We start from the raw sequence: 16,524 nt of genomic DNA, 5'->3' as shown, positions 1-16,524 counted from the left end.
CCTGTTTTAGGGGTGTTAACTCTTAGCATGCTGATCAAGTGATCGCGCTTTTACTGGTTTAAAAAAAATCTCCAAATAGCTGTTTTTTTCTATCAGCGTTTTTATTGTCAGTGAGGCCAAAATCGCTAAAGACACTTCAATTATCGAGAACAGCACCACATAATCACTAAAAGGAAACAGACTCACCACAAAATGGTGAAGATGAATCAAAATGAAAAAGTGGAAAATCAGAATATATAAACTGGATGCCCCCAATCGTGTAAAAGTGCTTCTCAAGCACGCTGACTTTGCCAGCAATATCGACAAACACAAAGCCATATATATACCGCATAAACTACCTAAGCAGCTAGCGATTGGGTTTACCAGTAATCGATGGTTAAAATCGATATGTGCCGAAGTAAACAGTGCCACCGTAAAAAAGCCCGCTATAGATAGCAAAACATAGAATACATTTGGCCGAAAACTCACCACTCTATTTCTAAAGATGTAGCCTAAAATGAAATACGCGACGGTGATAGGAGCAATATCCAGAGAAAAAGGCAAACCAGGGAGCAACACCGAACCACCAAATATAACCATGGGCGTATACCAAAATGCGTCAAGCCCCCACGCACCAACACTGAAAAAACTAATTAGTAGTATTAAGGTTGTGGGCAACCTTAACGAACATAATTTGCCATAACGTACCAAGCAATATGCCATTAGATACAAAAGGAATAAATGGGGTAAAAACCACATAGGCGTCCACTCTATGGTGTCTCCAGTGGCATAAAAAATGCCTTTTAGTTGCCAAATAAGAGCATCTTCTTTGGCTAAAAATGACACCACTAGCAAAATAAACAACACAAAAAAGTAAGGCTTAAGCAGAGCTTCCGCTTTCTTCAAAATAAAATGACTTAAGCGTGAACGGGTAGAAAAAAACACGCCTGACAAAAAAAAGAAAAGCGGCATCCTAAACAGTGATAATGAATCAATAATATTCGGTAAAGCACTATGAATTTGGCTATGGTGAAACACCACTAAAGAAATTGAAATCCCCTTCGCGATGTCAATACACTCTACTCTGCTGGCCATTATCATCAACCTAAAGAATACTCATCAACAAACACAAACGCGTGTTCGCCGATTCGGAATCAGCAAGGGTAGATAGTGCAAAGAAAAACAGTTAATTGCTTACTAAATAACCCTATTGTCTTTGAACACTATAGGTAAGGAAATCGCTATCAACAGAGCAACAAGCTGTACAAAATTTATACATTACTGTAAGTGTGCGCCAGCTTGCAAATACACCGCGACAAGATCACAACAAGCACACATGTGGTTAACAAACACTCAACCTAAGGTCGCGCACAACAAGGAGAAAACAATACACAGCGCTATTCCATACTATTTAACTAAGTATGTTGAGCAAAGCTATGGGAGGCCAGGAGCAACGATAGGCTTACGGCAGCTAAGTGACTAACGATGATTCGTTACGCTAAGATACTTGAGGTGCTTTTTTATTATCTTCTTTAGCCACGGTGCTTCGTTCGGTACCTCATCTGACAACCTTGCCGCTGCAATTATCGGCCACCATTTTCTTAAACTATGCTTGCTGATTCCCGATTCCTTTAAGTACTCCCTCAGGTAGAGGGAGGCTAAAAGCCGCTTATAAGCTATAAAGCCCACTTTCTTCAATGGGTTCATCTCAAAGGGGATAAAAGGGGTAATCAGCATTAAATAAGTTCTTAATAAGTCGCCTTCAGCATTTCCTGAGTAGGCATTCATCCAATCAATCACGATAAAGTCCTGTTGATGGCTAATAATGTTGCCTACGTGAAAATCACCATGACACACCCGTTCAGCTGAAGCGAGCTGGCTAACCGCGCGTAAAATTTGTGCCTGATACTCAGGGATCTGGTCAGTACGTTTTATCAAGCTAGAAAGCCGCTCGGCTTGCTTGGGCAAGCCGTCGATAGACTTAGCATTAAGCATCGCTTGCGCCCTAGCTAGGCGTTTAATGATAGATATTGACCGAGAGGGTTTAGCCAATAATTGATTAATCAGTATTTCCCCCGGTACATAGTCATACACTATCCCGCTTCGGTCACCAATGCTGACTATTTCATGGTATTTGGGAGCAGCAATGGCCGAAGCGCTGACAGATTTGGCAATACTCGCTTCATAATTCACAGCGTCTAGGCTGTAATTATTGCTAAATAATTTTATGACTTTGGTTTGTTGGTAGAGATACACATCGGCGGTAGCGCCGCTGCCTATCTGCTGTAGGCCATCTAAATTAATCATGGTGTGTGCTTTGGTTACAGGCAATTAAAAACAAGGTTATCAATATGATTGGTTTTACACAAAGTTAATTGCTGCGCGACGCCACAATGCCCTTTGCCATTTCATCTAAATGGTCACTCCATGTTCCACAGCAGCCCCCCCATATATCCATGTGCGGATGACGTTTAGCTAGCTCTCCACATAACTGGCCAATTTCTTTTGGGTCGCCCGACTCTAGATGGCCAATCGAGCACAATGACATTTTATCCATTTTAGAGGCATTAGGCCTTACGCCGCGAAGCCTGCGGATCCATTCTCCCTCTACCAACGCAGGCTGATACTCAAGCGGATGTGAGCAATTGATTGAATAGTACTCTGGCGATTGGTGGGTTTGGCTATCGATTAAGCCAATGGCTTCGGCCAGACCGATCCCCGATTGAAGCTTGCCCCTGCTGTTTAAGATAAAAGAAATAGCCAGTGGAACCCCAAGCTTTTCCGCCGCTTTAGCCGCACCAATTGACTCAGTAACGCTACTAAATGTGATAGCTTGGGCTAAATCAACCTTGGCTTGTTTTAAGGTATTTAGTTGCACTGAGTGATAGTCTTCGGCTTCATTTACTGACATATCATGGCTTGGCTTATAGGCATCGGCACGCGGCCCCAGCAAACCTTGAATTAATACTTCTGGAATATCCAACGTATACTCAGCGGCTAGCTCTCTTAAAAACGCAATAGAACTCAAGTTAGCCTCAGCCAAGCCTGCGGCTGAATAACCCAGTAACGCACCCCAGTCAGGGCTGGCGCGATAATCTAACCCACCCATCAATGCGCACATCTTATGTTTAGCCACTACGTCTAAGTAGCGTCGAAACATGTCTTTAAGTGTTACCAAGGCGACAGGGTTATCAAGTAAGGGAAACATTGCAAAATGCGGCAGTTCAAAGCCATGTTTATACATCAGTTCTGTTTCTGTGCCGCCCTCAGAAAGAAAGATCCGCCCCTTCTGATAACTCGGAAACGTAAATCTGCCTGCCATCTAAGCCTCGTGATTAATCATTTTGATTAAGCATCAAGTATAGGAAGTATTTAACGAGATAGTTGATTTGCCGGCTTGTGTTTATGTTTATGAACACAAGCCGGTATTGAAAGAGCCTTCTGTTGGCTATTCTTCTAGTGTGGCAAGCACCACTCCTATCGCCATGTCTAGGTCATTGGTAAGTTTGGCGCACCCTTCCCCTTTACCGATGAGGAAAATATCGCATGTCGCCGCTTTTGCATAAGGCTCACGTTCTGCCATGTCATCTTCGCTGCAAACCACCACCCTAAATTGAGGGTGATGCTTTTTAAAGCACTCAACTTTTTTGTCGAAGCTTTCGGCTTCCGCTAACTGTTTAATTAGGGTATCAATGACCGCTTGGCTTAATACCTCGCTGGCTTGGCTCTCGCCTTTACAGCCACAATGACCTTTATGTTTTGAGTGTTCGGCTGAATCACTACTGCACTGGCATTGATGCGGATGTTTGGGTTGATGAGCAGCCTGCTCGCCTTTGCAGCCACAGCTTTTAGTGGATTCACTGGTTACGCTGGACATAAACACTCCTGTTGTTGCTCAATTGATAGTACGCCTTGTCTCTCTAACAGTTTTTCTAACCAGCGAGGCGGCGCTAGCATGACAATTTGTAAACGGTCTAGAATAAGCTCGCTCGCCTGTGGGGTCATTTGCTTTAAGGGCAAAATATCGGCGCGGCTTACCCTCGCAGCGGCTGGCCCACCAATCGATAAAGTTGCAAGAAGCTGGCAATCGTTGATCAGTTCAATTAGATAGCTTGTACGAGCATCACCGGTAAGATTCTCGGCTACTGGCCGCACCTCAACCAACTGATAACCCGCCGCACTCACTTGGTAAATCAAAAATCGCAAACATGAACCAAAGTGGCCGTCTATTTGCTCCATATTATTTGAACTTACCGCCAACGTAACCACCGGCCCAGTGAAACACAACCGCGACTCTGGGAGCTTAGGCGCTTGCATGGGGCTTAATTGAGCAGAGCTTAAAATGGCATGTACTTGATTAATGTGGCTGCGATCAATGTTCAACGTTGGATTTTGTAATAATTCACGCAGAATTTTAGGGCTTAGCGCTCTAAATTTTTTTTCACTTAATGGCTCGCCACATTGCTTTACCAATAAGTTTACAAAATCTTGCAAGGCAAGTTCTGGGATGGCTTTAGATGCCATTGCCACACGTAAGGCAAGGTCATCACTCATTACTGTGCTCATAGTTGTCTCCTCATTGGCGACTCGTCAATTCAGCAAATGGTTGAATACTACGCTCTGCGAGCCCTTACCGTTTTTGGCAAACTTGGCGCAGGGCTAATGGGGTCGATGTAATATTTTGTTCCATCGCTTAACTCAATATCGCCGCCCCACTGCTCGGCCTCGTCAAACTGTAAAGAGCTAATAGGCAGCTCTACATCTTTTTTGGCAATATAGGCTTGCAAAGCACCTGACGCTTCGCGACTAATAATTAGATTGGGCATATTCACATTCCTTGTAAGGCCGAAGCACAGCTTCGGCCTTGTTTATTGGACAACAGTTAACAATTGTTTTAGCGAACTAAATCAAAGCCGTAGTCTGTTTTACCCATTTCACCGGTATCGTCGTCAAGCTTAGCCAACACTTCATTCACTAATGTGGTTAGCATATACATGCCGCCTTCGTAACCTAACGTGGTATTGCGGTGTAAATGGTGACGGTCAAAGATCGGGAAGCCAAGACGAATCAAAGGTACTTCAAACTCGTCGCCTTTGGCTTTGGTATCACGCTGAATGAACTTGCCGTAAGAGTTACCAATCATGAAATCTGGCTTATTGGTAAATACCAATGAACGGAAGTGCCACAAGTCTTTACCGGCATGGATTTCGGCATTTTCAGTCGTTGGTGATTGAGCAATCAGCGCTTCCATTTTCTTACGCCAGCGCTTAGCGCCGTTGTTGCATAAGATGTGTTTAATTTCACAACCTAGCTCTTGCAAGAATTTAGTTAAGCCCATTAGGTAATCAGGATCACCGTAGATAGAAAAGCTCACCCCATGCAACCAGGTATGAGAGTCGGTCATCATGTCGACTAAACGGCCCCGCTCGGTAGCTAATGATTCAGGGATCTCTTTACCGGTTAATTCTGAAATTTTAATTAGCAGTTCGTCGGTCCAGTCTAATCCCATAGGGATATTTAGCGCGGGAACCTCGTGCTGCCACTGGCCTTCTACATACTTTTTGGTTTTAACCAGTTGGTCTGGTTGCAACAATATAGTTGTAATAGCGTTAGGCGCATCTTCCATCTTAGCAATTGGCGTACCACCAGCATACATGCGGTACTCACCGTCTGCAGGTGTATCTAACACTTCAGATGGGTCACACAGCAGGCTGTAATCAACGTCCATTTGCTGCATCATTTTGTGAATAACACGGTAGTTACCAAGGTAGGTTTCAAAGCCCGGTACAATGTTAATTTTACCGTTGCTGCCGACGACTTTATTGTCCATGCTTTTGGCCGTGAAGTACTTCGCAAAGCCTTCGAACATGCCATCCCACCCGGTTACGTGGCTGCCCACAAAACTTGGTGTATGAGCAAACGGTGTGGGTAAATCTTCAGGGATATAGCCGTCTTTTTTGGCGTTACCAATGAAGGCATTTAAATCGTCGCCAATCACTTCGGCCATACAAGTGGTTGATACCGCAATAACCTCTGGCTTGTATAAAGCCAGTGAGTTTTGTAAGCCATCAAACATGTTTTTCTGGCCGCCAAATACCGCTGCATCTTCAGTCATAGAATCTGAAACACAGGCTACAGGCTCTTTGAAATGGCGGTTAAAATAGGTTCTGAAATAGGCTACACAGCCTTGAGAACCGTGCACATAAGGTAAGGTTTTCTCAAAACCTAAACCACATAATACCGCGCCAAGAGGCTGACAAGCTTTAGCCGGATCAACGGTTAATGTTTTGCGCGAAAAGTTAAGATCTTTGTATTCTTCAGTGGTGGTCCACTCAAAGATTTCTTTCACTTTTTCGTCACTTGCGCCTTCTTCATGCTCAGCGCGTTTACGGGCCATCATATCCTTGTATTCTGGCTGTTCAAACAAGGGGTAACCCGGTTTGATATCATCTACTGATTGACTCATTTTACTTCTCCTTTCGCGCCACTCTTCTGTGAACAACGAATTGAGTTAATTTTCTAAGCGCTAACGCACTCAACCTGGTGTCACTGAACGCTTAGGCCGCTTCGGCAGCTTTATCTGCTTTGGCTTTCCATGGTGGCGTTAATTTATCCCAACAAGGGTTGTTCAAGGTCATGTCCATGTCGCGGGCAAAAATGGCGAAACCATCAAAGCCATGGTACGGACCCGAGTAATCCCAGCTGTGCATTTGACGGAAAGGGATCCCCATCTTCTGGAAGATGTATTTCTCTTTAACACCCGCACCAATCAAATCAGGTTTAAGTTTGTCGGCAAACGCTTCTAACTCGTAGCCTGTTACGTCATCGTAAATTAAGGTAGCGTCTTTCACTTCAGGTACGGTTTTGCTGTAGTCATCGTTATGGCCAAACTCATAACCAGCCCCTACAATTTCCATTCCTAAATCTTCATAGGCTCCGATTACATGACGAGGACGTAAGCCCCCCACATACAGCATGACTTTTTTGCCTTCTAGGCGTGGACGATACTTATCAACCACTGCTTGCCATTGGGCTTTGTAACCAGCAATCACTTCTTCAGCTTTAGCTTGAATTTTCTCATCAAATTTAGCGGCAATAGCACGAAGAGACTCTTCACACTTAGTTGGGCCAAACAAGTTGTATTCCATCCATGGCACACCATATTTTTCTTCCATGTGACGACAGATGTAGTTCATTGAGCGGTAACAGTGAACCAAGTTAAGTTTTACCGAAGGAGTGTTTTCAAGTTCAGGTAAAGTACCGTCACCAGACCACTGTGCAACTACGCGTAAACCAATTTCTTCCAACAAAATGCGTGAAGACCAAGCATCACCACCAATGTTGTAATCACCGATAATGGCGACATCGTAATCGGTTGTCGCAACTTCTTTGCCTTCCGATTTATCTAGTACGTAATCACGTAAAGTATCGTTGGCAATGTGGTGACCCAGTGATTGGCTCACCCCACGGAAACCTTCACAACGCACCGGCACAATGGTTTTGCCAATTTCAGCGCCTTTGGTTTTCGCCACGGCTTCGATGTCGTCACCGATCAAACCTACCGGACATTCAGATTGAATCGAAATACCGTTAGCTAATGGGAATAACATTTCAATTTCGTCGACCATAGTGGCCAGCTTTTTATCGCCGCCAAATACGATGTCACGCTCTTGAAAGTCTGAAGTAAAGTTCATGGTACCGAAGCTGTTTACGCCGGTGTAGCCGGTGTAGTAGTTACGACGACCGGCACGAGAGTACTGACCACAACCAACTGGACCATGAGAGATATGCACCATATCTTTAATCGGTCCCCACACTACCCCTTTTGACCCCGCGTAAGCACAACCACGTGCGGTCATTACCCCAGGCAGCGATTTGCGGTTAGCGGTAATACAACTGCCACCTTCGGTATCGTTAGCCCCTAAGTGCTTTCTACGATCGGCCTTGGCTTTCTCTGGATAGACTTCTAGCACCTCATCAATCAGCGCCTGAGTCTCTGCTTTTTTATCTGACATTGCTGCCTCCTATAGCATCAATAAGATCTCTGTTGATAAGCGCCTAAGCGGTTACTTCTTCGGCGACTTGGCCGATAATGGTTTCGTCTTCTTCATCCATGATGCCGAATTCCATTAACAACTCTTCTAACTCGTCCATGGTTACAGGCGTTGGAACAACAAATAGTTGGTTGTTGATGATTTTATTGGCTAGCGTGCGGTATTCATCAGCTTGGTTACATTTAGGGTTGTACTCAATAACTGTCATACGGCGAATTTCAGCTTGCTGTACCACGTTATCGCGAGGTACAAAGTGGATCATTTGCGTGCCAATTTTGGCGGCTAGCGCTTCAATGAGCTCGTCTTCACGGTCACATTTACGTGAGTTACAAATTAGACCCGCTAGTCGAACGCTACCGGTTGCTGCGTACTTACAAATACCTTTTGAAATGTTGTTGGCCGCGTACATTGCCATCATTTCACCAGACACTACGATGTAGATCTCTTGAGCTTTGTTTTCGCGAATAGGCATGGCAAAACCACCACATACCACATCACCTAACACATCGTAGAATACAAAATCTAAGTCTTCTTCGTAGGCGCCTTCTTCTTCTAAGAAGTTAATCGCTGTAATTACACCACGACCCGCACAACCTACACCTGGCTCAGGACCGCCAGACTCAACACAACGTACGCCGCCGTAACCCACTTTTAGTACATCTTCTAACTCGATGTCTTCAACCGACCCCGCTTCAGCGGCCATTTCCATAATGGTGTTTTGCGCTTTTGCGTGTAAGATTAAGCGGGTTGAATCTGCTTTAGGGTCACAACCGATAATCATTACTTTTTTACCGGCTTCTGCTAAAGCACCCACTAAGTTTTGTGTAGTAGTAGATTTACCAATACCACCTTTTCCGTAAATTGCACATTGACGAATAGCCATAATATTTTCTTCCTTTAGCTTGATAAATAGTTCCCGAGTTAACTATTGCGAATACCAAGCCAACCATTCAAAAAACAATAAGCCATTGTTATTTAAAGTTTATTTATTGCGCCACAGAAAACATGTAGTAAGCACAAACAACAAATGAAGGGCCAATGTCGTATTTGTAACAAACGCATTGGTGTAGCTTGAGAGCGAGTACAACAAGGTTTTATGGCAATCACATAGATTGGGCTATCCGCGCTAAGCCGTACACTATCGGTTGCAGCGATGACTTTTTAAAATTTCCCCTTGGCTTTACCAAGTCAGACTAATTAACTAACTTAGAAAAACCAGTTCGGTATGGCTCGTTCTTTACAGCAATACTGCCTTGATGGTGATTTATCCAAGTGGTGTGCATCAAACAAAACGACCAAGGCTGGTCAAAAAGCACAACTTGGTCGCCTGGTCTGCCTCAACAGGTTAAATATCAATTGAAAAAGGATTTTATACATGGCTGAAAAACTGTTTAATCAACTGGCCGTATCAGCGGCAAAATCACTTGCATCAACTTTTGGCAGTAAAATCGGTGGCGTATTTACCGAGATGTTGATGGAGGAAATTGGCGTTAGTCACGATCGCTTTGACGAAGTGATCGATGAGTTAAAAGATATTCAAGCGCGCCTCGATCAAATGGATGTGCTATTACGGCAAATTAATCACAAGCTGGACTGGTTGCACAAAGATGATGTGATTGCCGACTTTAAGGCGCAAGTGGATACGTATATGCGTCGCATCCACACCGTAATTACATCAGATGACAGTGATGATGTAAAAGTCGCCAAAATTCGTAAAATGCTCGATGAGAGTGAAGCCATAGCAATTGAGACTCGCTTAACTGCTGTACACAACATGTACGTCGGAAACGATGGGGCTATAGAGGGCGGCAAAAATCTGCCAGAAACTATGTTTAACAGTAAGTGGGAAATGTTTGGGTCTTCGGCGCGTCAACAAACCATTAATGACGCGGCCAATATCGGTCTAGGAGTGTTTCGTCGCTTGGCAGACTATCAAATGAAGGGAACTGGGCTGGTATACCTTCGTCATGCTTTGGCTGAACCGACAGAGATGTCCCAAGCTAAAAGCGTGATTAGCCAGACACGGGCCAACTTGCGCGAACAGTATATTAAACTGCTAGAGGAAGCTCCTGATCTTATTGCCTATGCTATGTCCGGCTATCCATCCTACGGACCTAATGCGAACTACTCTGTGTCAATGAAAAGCATGCTTCCTGGACAATCGGCACCTTACGTTAAACCCGTACTGGGGATGTATTGGTCTGGTAAAGATGTCATGGAAGAGCAATTCGCCACGACCCCTCAAGAAATTAACCTAGTGCCAGATCCAGACCAAAAAGGGCGCTGGTATTTGCGAAGTATAGATAGTTGGAAAGCGATGTGTTTTGAAGCTAGGCAGTTTATGGTAGAGCCAGGTAACAACGCTCATACTATTAGTACCGTCGGCATAGGGGGAGGACATTCAGTTGTATTCGTTCCTGCAATTGACGCCACCTTTCATAACTTCGTAACCATGGTATTCAACGCACCTGATGCAGACCCAACACGCACGGTGATTGATATCTATACAACTACAAAACCCAATCAGTATGTTGTAGGCAGCGAAACTGAAGGCTACGCCCAACCCCAACATTTTTTTGAAGACCCGAATTGGTTTGTAAAAAGCCAATCTGGTGCCCGCAGCATGGATCGGTATAGGGTCACCGTTTTGCCCGATCATGTTGTTCCGTCGCAGGTCAAAGGCGGTGTCATCACTATAGCCGAGCCTTGGGAGATAAAGGTTTGGGAAGGCAAAAGTGAAATGCTATCTAGGCTTCAGTCTAGTGGCAGCATTTGATCGCTATTTTTGATAATGACTAAAGGTATATCGGGGGAAATAGTGGGATGTCCCTTGTTATTTTAGGTATAGAATCGGCCAATGGCTCCTTGTTACCACCCCTCCAGGCACTGCACCGGCCTTAGTCGAACGAGCTAGCCGAACGGCGAACGGCGAACGGCATAAGGATAATGGCAGGGCTTAGCGCCGTTCAGCCAGTCTCCCCTTGTTAACAGTAACAAGGCTTTGGCCCCGCCAATATCTACACCGTTATTTACTATATAAAGGCACATCGGGCTTGTTCAACACCCCAATAAGGTGTCGAATTGCTCTTTGTTTATAATAGGAATCAACGACAACATCTTTTTAAAGTTCACTGACTTTTTTTCGTATAAATGTATTGCTTATATGCGAGCTAATTCTTCAACACTGATGCTTAGCCACATACTTTCCCAGCGCTTAAGTTTCTCAGAGGGTTCTAGTAGCTTAGGCGAAACTCTTATACCTTCTTTAAGATGGTCTAAATCATCCAGCACAGATACATTTACAGCACCTTTAATACCTGCTTGGAAATTATAAACGACAGAAATTAAAACATCACAACTTGAACAGCATAAAAAGTCTGCTAACTCGGCTCCCTGTTTGGTTATTTTAAGGGGAGCTGCACTCACAATCTTCAGACTACCCGCCGGATCTGAAATATATGAAACATTATTTGCAATACAATAATCACAATCACATGTCCTAGGACTATATTTGCTAATTTTATAAGGAAGCTCAATTGAAACAGTAACTTCTCCACATTTACACGTTCCAGAATAGGTATATTTCATCGAAAAACCTCATATGCATATAGACATAATGCTCCCCGGTGAAAGTGTCGACCTCCTGCGTTTATCGTGGCTTAGTTAAACTAGCGCCACACTGTTAGATGCAAAGTCATAACAGAACAGCAGATCGACATCTAGCAGGGTTTTCATAGCACTAGACGTTCACCAAGAAACCTCAGATGTCCCCTATTGAGTTGATAATTCGAGAGATGAGCTTGTATTTCATGGCACCATTCCCATCCACATTCGTTCTATCAACAAACGTATCAAAAATTACAAAGGCTTGGCTAGTCATCTTTGTGTAGTTTATGACGCAGGGCTTTTTAGATTGGGCTGCTGTTGCTGCAACACTTATCGCCCACCAAACCAACAGCATTGGCACCGTGGTTAACTATGGACGATAGGGCGCATCGGGCTTGTTCAACACCCGAGTAAGGCGTCGGCTGCGCGACACCTATTCTTATCTATTAGATGTATTTGAACACTTTAATAATCTTTTTTCCATTGACCATCTTCCATACGAAGGAAGTGGTTGCCGAGTTTCCAGCTGAGCACTTTTTTATCGTTTTGGATGGACTTATATATGCAAGCAGGAATGATATTAAGACTATTTTTAGCAATGGCAATCCCACCTTTAACGAATTCCTGAGTTTGAGGAGTTTCATTTAATGAACGAAACTCTATATCTAATGGTGCGCGGAAATATAAATAATCTGCATCTTGTGCTTCAAGTTGATAAGTTCCTTTTGGAAGCATAACACCTGAGTTTTTTTGGTAGCCATCAAACCATACTTGAGGTTCATTAAGCGTGATCGTTTTCGATTCGTCTTCTGTAGTCACGACGACTTTCTCTTCAGATATTACAGGGTTTGTGGTTGGCAAAGCACCACACCCAAATAATAAGACAATGATTGATAAATATAAGTATCTAGTCAACGCCAATCTCCTTATATAGCTAGACATAATGCTCCCCTGGTGAAAGTGTCGACCTCTTGCGTTTATCGTGGGTTGGTCAAACTAGAACCTCACTGTTAGATGCAAGTCATAGCAGAACAGCAGATCGACATGTCTACATCTAGCAGGTTTTTCATAGGACCAGACGTTCACCAAGAAACCACAGATGTCGCTTATTGTGTTGATAATTCGAGAGATGAGCCTGTGTTCCATGGCACCATCCCCACCCACACTCGCTCTATCAACAAACTTATCAAAAAACACAAAGGCTTGGCTAGTCATCTTTGTGTGGTTTATGACGCAGGGCTTTTTGCATCGGGCTTGTTCAACACCCGAATAAGGTGTCGGCTGCGCGACACCAATTCTTATCTGTTATGTTTGTTTTACTTCACTACATGCAAGCGTATCCAGTACCGTTAGTATTAATAATATTACGCTTATATTTACCGTTGCGCTCTCTTGTTCATAAATATATCGCCAATCAACAAAAGCATTCGAAATAGTTTTTATATGGTCTTTAAAAAGTGTTTTACTTTGAATTTGAAATTCAACACTCTTCTCTTTGGTTAATTTATTGATTTTGTCTTTGAGTTTATTTGGCAAGTGTTTAAACAGAGAGCTTAAGCTATGAATTTCTTCGGCTTTGCCATAGATGTTTTGGAGTGTTTTTAAATACATTTCACAAGCAAAAGCTGAATTAACAACAAATGGTGCCGAAGCTTCTTGGCTAAAGGGAGGTTTGAGTAAACTTTTTGAATGTATATCCCTAGCTATTTTTGCAAAAGCTCTTGCTTGTTTAAACATTAGTGTTGATTGACTAAATTCAACATACAAGTTTTTGTCTTTTAAAAATTGAGTATATCTCTTAGCATTTTCTACAGGATCACCTGAATCAGGGATTTTGCCAATTTCCTTATCTTTATCCATGATTTTCAAGTATTTCACATCATCCATTGAATGCACCAAATTTGACTACAAACATAACGCTAAGTAGGAAGCACGTGCCTCCCATCCGATTCAATGAGCACGCTTCCTATCACAGAAAGTGTGAGCTAGCGCAAAGTCGCCCGGCTATTCATGCTCTCTCTTTAACTTATTGTCTACTTTGAGGTTTTCTTTTAATTTTATCAATAGTGAGTGTTCAAATTTTGTTGGCAGTTTTGACAAAAGCAGCGTAAAAAAGCCGCACCGCTTCATATTCATACCGCTAAAACGTGCGCAAAGCCTAAATGGTAATTTCTCGATGTGTTTTCTACCTGAAGGCCTTGCCAAAGCGTGTTAAAAAACCGCCACCTGCTTAGCCAAAAGCAACATGCCTTGTCGTTTGCCAACATGGCTTGAGTAAATAAATGCTAGATGATGGCTACCGATTTAAGCTGTAACCATACGCTTTGGCCACATTTTAATGCCAGCAAGGCAGTGGAGTATTCTGAGATAAGTGCCTGTAACAATTGCCCTGACGCTAAGCGCGATGTCACTAAGCATTCGCCGTCTTTTAGCCCTTTATCAATGCTTTGCACCATGGCTGGCAGCACATTAACTATTGAGCTAAGGTCAGGTTTAGTGTTACACAGGCTAACATCGCGAGCGTTCACTCTGCAGCGCACGGTTTCCCCTATGCGCCAATGTTGCCCCGCGACATAAATCAATAAGCCTTGTACACGTAAGGTAGATAAACCAAGCCTGTCTTTAGCGACCACTTGCCCTGTTAGTAGGGTGTTAGCTTGCCCACCAAACAACAGCCCGGCGCGTTTGTCTAACATTAGCTCATTAAGCTTGCCCGCCAGCGCCACCTTTCCTTGATTAAGCATCACCACATAATCTGCCAAACTGGCGACCTCTTCTAGGGCATGGCTTACGTACACAACGGGAATAGACAAGTGCTGATGCAAGCGCTCTAAATAGGGCATGATTTCTTGTTTTAACTTAAGATCTAAGGCCGATAAGGGTTCGTCCATCAATAGCAGTTTGGGAGAGGTCAGCAACGCTCTAGCAATGGCGACGCGTTGCCGTTCGCCGCCCGACAAAGAGGCTGTATTGCGTGATAATAAGCCGGTGATCCCTAACAATTGACAGGTTTCTTCTGGTGTCACTTTGCGTTTATTAGCCGCTATACGGCGGTATCCAAACAACAGGTTTTGTTTTACATTTAAATGTGAAAACAAACTGGCCTCTTGAAATACATAGCCAATGTCTCGTTGGTGGCTAGGGCGCCATATGTGGTGGGGTTCGTCTTGCCAAACGTCACCATTGATTGACACATAACTATTGGCTAAGCGCTCTAGCCCCGCCATGGCCCGTAAGCAAGTCGTTTTACCCGAGCCCGAAGGCCCAAACAACATGGTAACGCCTCGACAAGGTATGTTGATGTTAACATCGAGGCAAAAATCACCTCTATTTGCCTGCAAATTTAGCTGTATGCTCATGCCATTACCCTTCTTCTGGCTAAATCGTTCAAGCTGTAAATAAGCAGTAAGGCGATAAATGAAAACACCAGCATGGCGCCAGCTAGCCAATGCGCTTGGCTGTATTCTAAGGCTTCTACATGGTTATAAATTTCTATCGACATCACTCTGGTTTGACCGGCAATGTTGCCACCTATCATTAGCACTACACCAAACTCGCCAATGGTGTGACAAAAACCAAGAATGGCAGCGGCAAAAAAACCGGGCCTCGCTAATGGAAAAGCCACCTGCCAAAACACCACTAAGGGGCTAGCGCGTAATGTAGAGGCCACTTCTAAAGGTCGTTTACCCATTGCCTCAAAGGCGTTTTGCATGGGTTGAACCACAAACGGCAAGGTATGCACCACACAGGCAATCACAATGCCGCTAAACGTAAAGGGTAAATGTCCAAACCCAACACTGTCTGATAAGCGCCCTACTGCGCCATTGGGCCCTAGTAATAACAACAAGTAAAAGCCCAACACCGTGGGCGGCAATACCAGTGGCAATGCAAATATGGCACCTACCAGCGGTTTAAATGCCGATCTCGTTTGCGACATCCACCACGCTAAAGGCGTGGCGATAAATAGCAGTACAGTGGTGACAACCACCGCCAGTTTTAAGGTTAACCAAACCACCATTAAATCGGGCATTTACCTCTCCTTGTTACGCCACAGCTATACCTATATTTAGCGATTTACCCATCCACCATGTGCTTAGCGACAACTCGTTTGATCTTTTTCTAGCCTCAGTGCACCGCATAACCATAAGCGCGGATCAGCGCGACCACGCTGGGCGACTGCAGATAGGCTAAAAATTCACGCGCCACGGGCTTATGCTCAGCCACCTTAAGTAACACCGCATCTTGCAAAATAGCTGGGTAATAGTGGCTTGGTACAACCCACGCCGAACCGCGTGAGATAGTTTGCTCGCTATATACTTGCGACAGAGCAATAAAACCCAAGGTTGCCGCGCCCGAGCTAAGCTGTTGAAATGTTTGGCTCACCGACTGCCCTTCTACCAGTTTGTTAGCCAATGTTGAGTAACAACCAAGCTGCTTAAGCACCGCTATAGCGGCGGCGCCGTAGGGCGAAATTTTAGGGTTGGCAATGGCTACATGTTGTATCTGTGCCTTAGTGAGTACCTTAGGGCTTTGCGCGATAAGCTGTGTGTTGGCAGACCACAGCACCAGCTTGCCTTGAGCATAAGTAAATTGACTATCAGCCAGCGCTAATCCGGCAGCCACCAGCTTGCCGGGGCGGGTATTGTCGGCCGCTATAAACACCTCAAACGGCGCACCATTAATGATTTGCGCATACAATTTGCCGGTAGATCCCGCCGAAAGCTGAATGCTATGACCAGTCTCTTTTTCAAATTGCGCCGCTATGGCCAGTAAGGGTTTATAAAAGTTAGCAGCCACGGCAACGCGTAACTCTTCGGCCAAGGCTTGGCTGGGTATTATTAGCCACAGAATTAGCAGTAACAATGAGTATTGACTATGCATGCTT

Annotated in this window: 16 protein-coding genes; 1 reads left to right on the top strand and 15 read right to left on the bottom strand. The window is 44.3% G+C overall.

Annotated features, from left to right (window positions below):
- Positions 1–15: 15 nt before the first annotated feature.
- The 9 genes from M0C34_RS08730 to nifH form a co-directional block, all read right to left on the bottom strand.
- Entirely contained in the window at positions 16–1,074 is a 1,059-nt protein-coding gene (locus M0C34_RS08730; protein ID WP_248715240.1) for an acyltransferase family protein, read from the bottom strand.
- 384 nt (positions 1,075–1,458) lie between these two features.
- On the bottom strand, positions 1,459–2,286 hold the full coding sequence (locus M0C34_RS08725) for a phosphotransferase family protein (RefSeq protein ID WP_248715239.1): 828 nt from the start codon (positions 2,284–2,286) through the stop codon (positions 1,459–1,461).
- Between the two features lie 64 nt (positions 2,287–2,350).
- A complete protein-coding gene (locus M0C34_RS08720) occupies positions 2,351–3,301 on the bottom strand; it encodes a homocysteine S-methyltransferase family protein (RefSeq protein ID WP_248715238.1) in 951 nt (316 codons plus the stop codon).
- A gap of 126 nt (positions 3,302–3,427) precedes the next feature.
- Positions 3,428–3,856, bottom strand: coding sequence for a hypothetical protein (locus M0C34_RS08715; protein ID WP_248715237.1), 429 nt, complete (start codon positions 3,854–3,856; stop codon positions 3,428–3,430).
- Entirely contained in the window at positions 3,844–4,545 is a 702-nt protein-coding gene (locus M0C34_RS08710; RefSeq protein ID WP_248715236.1) for a dinitrogenase iron-molybdenum cofactor biosynthesis protein, read from the bottom strand. Before M0C34_RS08710 ends, M0C34_RS08715 begins: the two co-directional genes overlap by 13 nt.
- Before the next feature lie 47 nt (positions 4,546–4,592).
- Positions 4,593–4,805: a putative nitrogen fixation protein NifT gene (gene nifT / locus M0C34_RS08705; protein WP_248715235.1), complete on the bottom strand. Its 213-nt coding sequence runs from the start codon at positions 4,803–4,805 to the stop codon at positions 4,593–4,595.
- Between the two features lie 68 nt (positions 4,806–4,873).
- Positions 4,874–6,445, bottom strand: coding sequence for a nitrogenase molybdenum-iron protein subunit beta (gene nifK, locus M0C34_RS08700; RefSeq protein ID WP_248715234.1), 1,572 nt, complete (start codon positions 6,443–6,445; stop codon positions 4,874–4,876).
- 91 nt (positions 6,446–6,536) lie between these two features.
- Positions 6,537–7,994 (bottom strand): nitrogenase molybdenum-iron protein alpha chain, encoded by a 1,458-nt coding sequence (gene nifD / locus M0C34_RS08695; RefSeq protein ID WP_248715233.1) that lies wholly within the window; start codon positions 7,992–7,994, stop codon positions 6,537–6,539.
- Positions 7,995–8,037: 43 nt separating this feature from the next.
- Positions 8,038–8,916 (bottom strand): nitrogenase iron protein, encoded by an 879-nt coding sequence (gene nifH / locus M0C34_RS08690; protein ID WP_248715232.1) that lies wholly within the window; start codon positions 8,914–8,916, stop codon positions 8,038–8,040.
- A gap of 492 nt (positions 8,917–9,408) precedes the next feature.
- Here nifH and M0C34_RS08685 point away from each other — a divergent pair, with 492 nt between their 5' ends.
- A complete protein-coding gene (locus M0C34_RS08685) occupies positions 9,409–10,809 on the top strand; it encodes a hypothetical protein (protein ID WP_248715231.1) in 1,401 nt (466 codons plus the stop codon).
- A gap of 383 nt (positions 10,810–11,192) precedes the next feature.
- Here the strand turns inward: M0C34_RS08685 and M0C34_RS08680 are convergent, their stop codons facing one another.
- From M0C34_RS08680 to modA, 6 genes are all read right to left on the bottom strand, one after another.
- Positions 11,193–11,621, bottom strand: coding sequence for a GFA family protein (locus M0C34_RS08680; protein WP_248715230.1), 429 nt, complete (start codon positions 11,619–11,621; stop codon positions 11,193–11,195).
- A 483-nt stretch (positions 11,622–12,104) separates the two neighbouring features.
- A complete protein-coding gene (locus tag M0C34_RS08675; protein ID WP_248715229.1) occupies positions 12,105–12,581 on the bottom strand; it encodes a hypothetical protein in 477 nt (158 codons plus the stop codon).
- A 363-nt stretch (positions 12,582–12,944) separates the two neighbouring features.
- Positions 12,945–13,526, bottom strand: a complete 582-nt coding sequence (locus tag M0C34_RS08670) for a hypothetical protein (protein WP_248715228.1) — start codon at positions 13,524–13,526, stop codon at positions 12,945–12,947.
- 398 nt (positions 13,527–13,924) lie between these two features.
- Positions 13,925–14,998, bottom strand: a complete 1,074-nt coding sequence (gene modC, locus M0C34_RS08665; protein ID WP_248715227.1) for a molybdenum ABC transporter ATP-binding protein — start codon at positions 14,996–14,998, stop codon at positions 13,925–13,927.
- Positions 14,995–15,669, bottom strand: coding sequence for a molybdate ABC transporter permease subunit (gene modB / locus M0C34_RS08660; protein WP_248715226.1), 675 nt, complete (start codon positions 15,667–15,669; stop codon positions 14,995–14,997). The genes modC and modB overlap by 4 nt, the downstream gene beginning before the upstream one ends.
- 95 nt (positions 15,670–15,764) lie before the next feature.
- On the bottom strand, positions 15,765–16,520 hold the full coding sequence (modA, locus tag M0C34_RS08655; RefSeq protein WP_248715225.1) for a molybdate ABC transporter substrate-binding protein: 756 nt from the start codon (positions 16,518–16,520) through the stop codon (positions 15,765–15,767).
- Positions 16,521–16,524: the final 4 nt, after the last annotated feature.

It is taken from the genome of Agarivorans sp. TSD2052 (genome assembly GCF_023238625.1).
Classification (GTDB): Bacteria; Pseudomonadota; Gammaproteobacteria; order Enterobacterales; family Celerinatantimonadaceae; genus Agarivorans.
The sequence above is the reverse complement of the archived record's forward strand: the minus strand, read 5'-3'. Positions and strand labels throughout refer to the sequence as shown.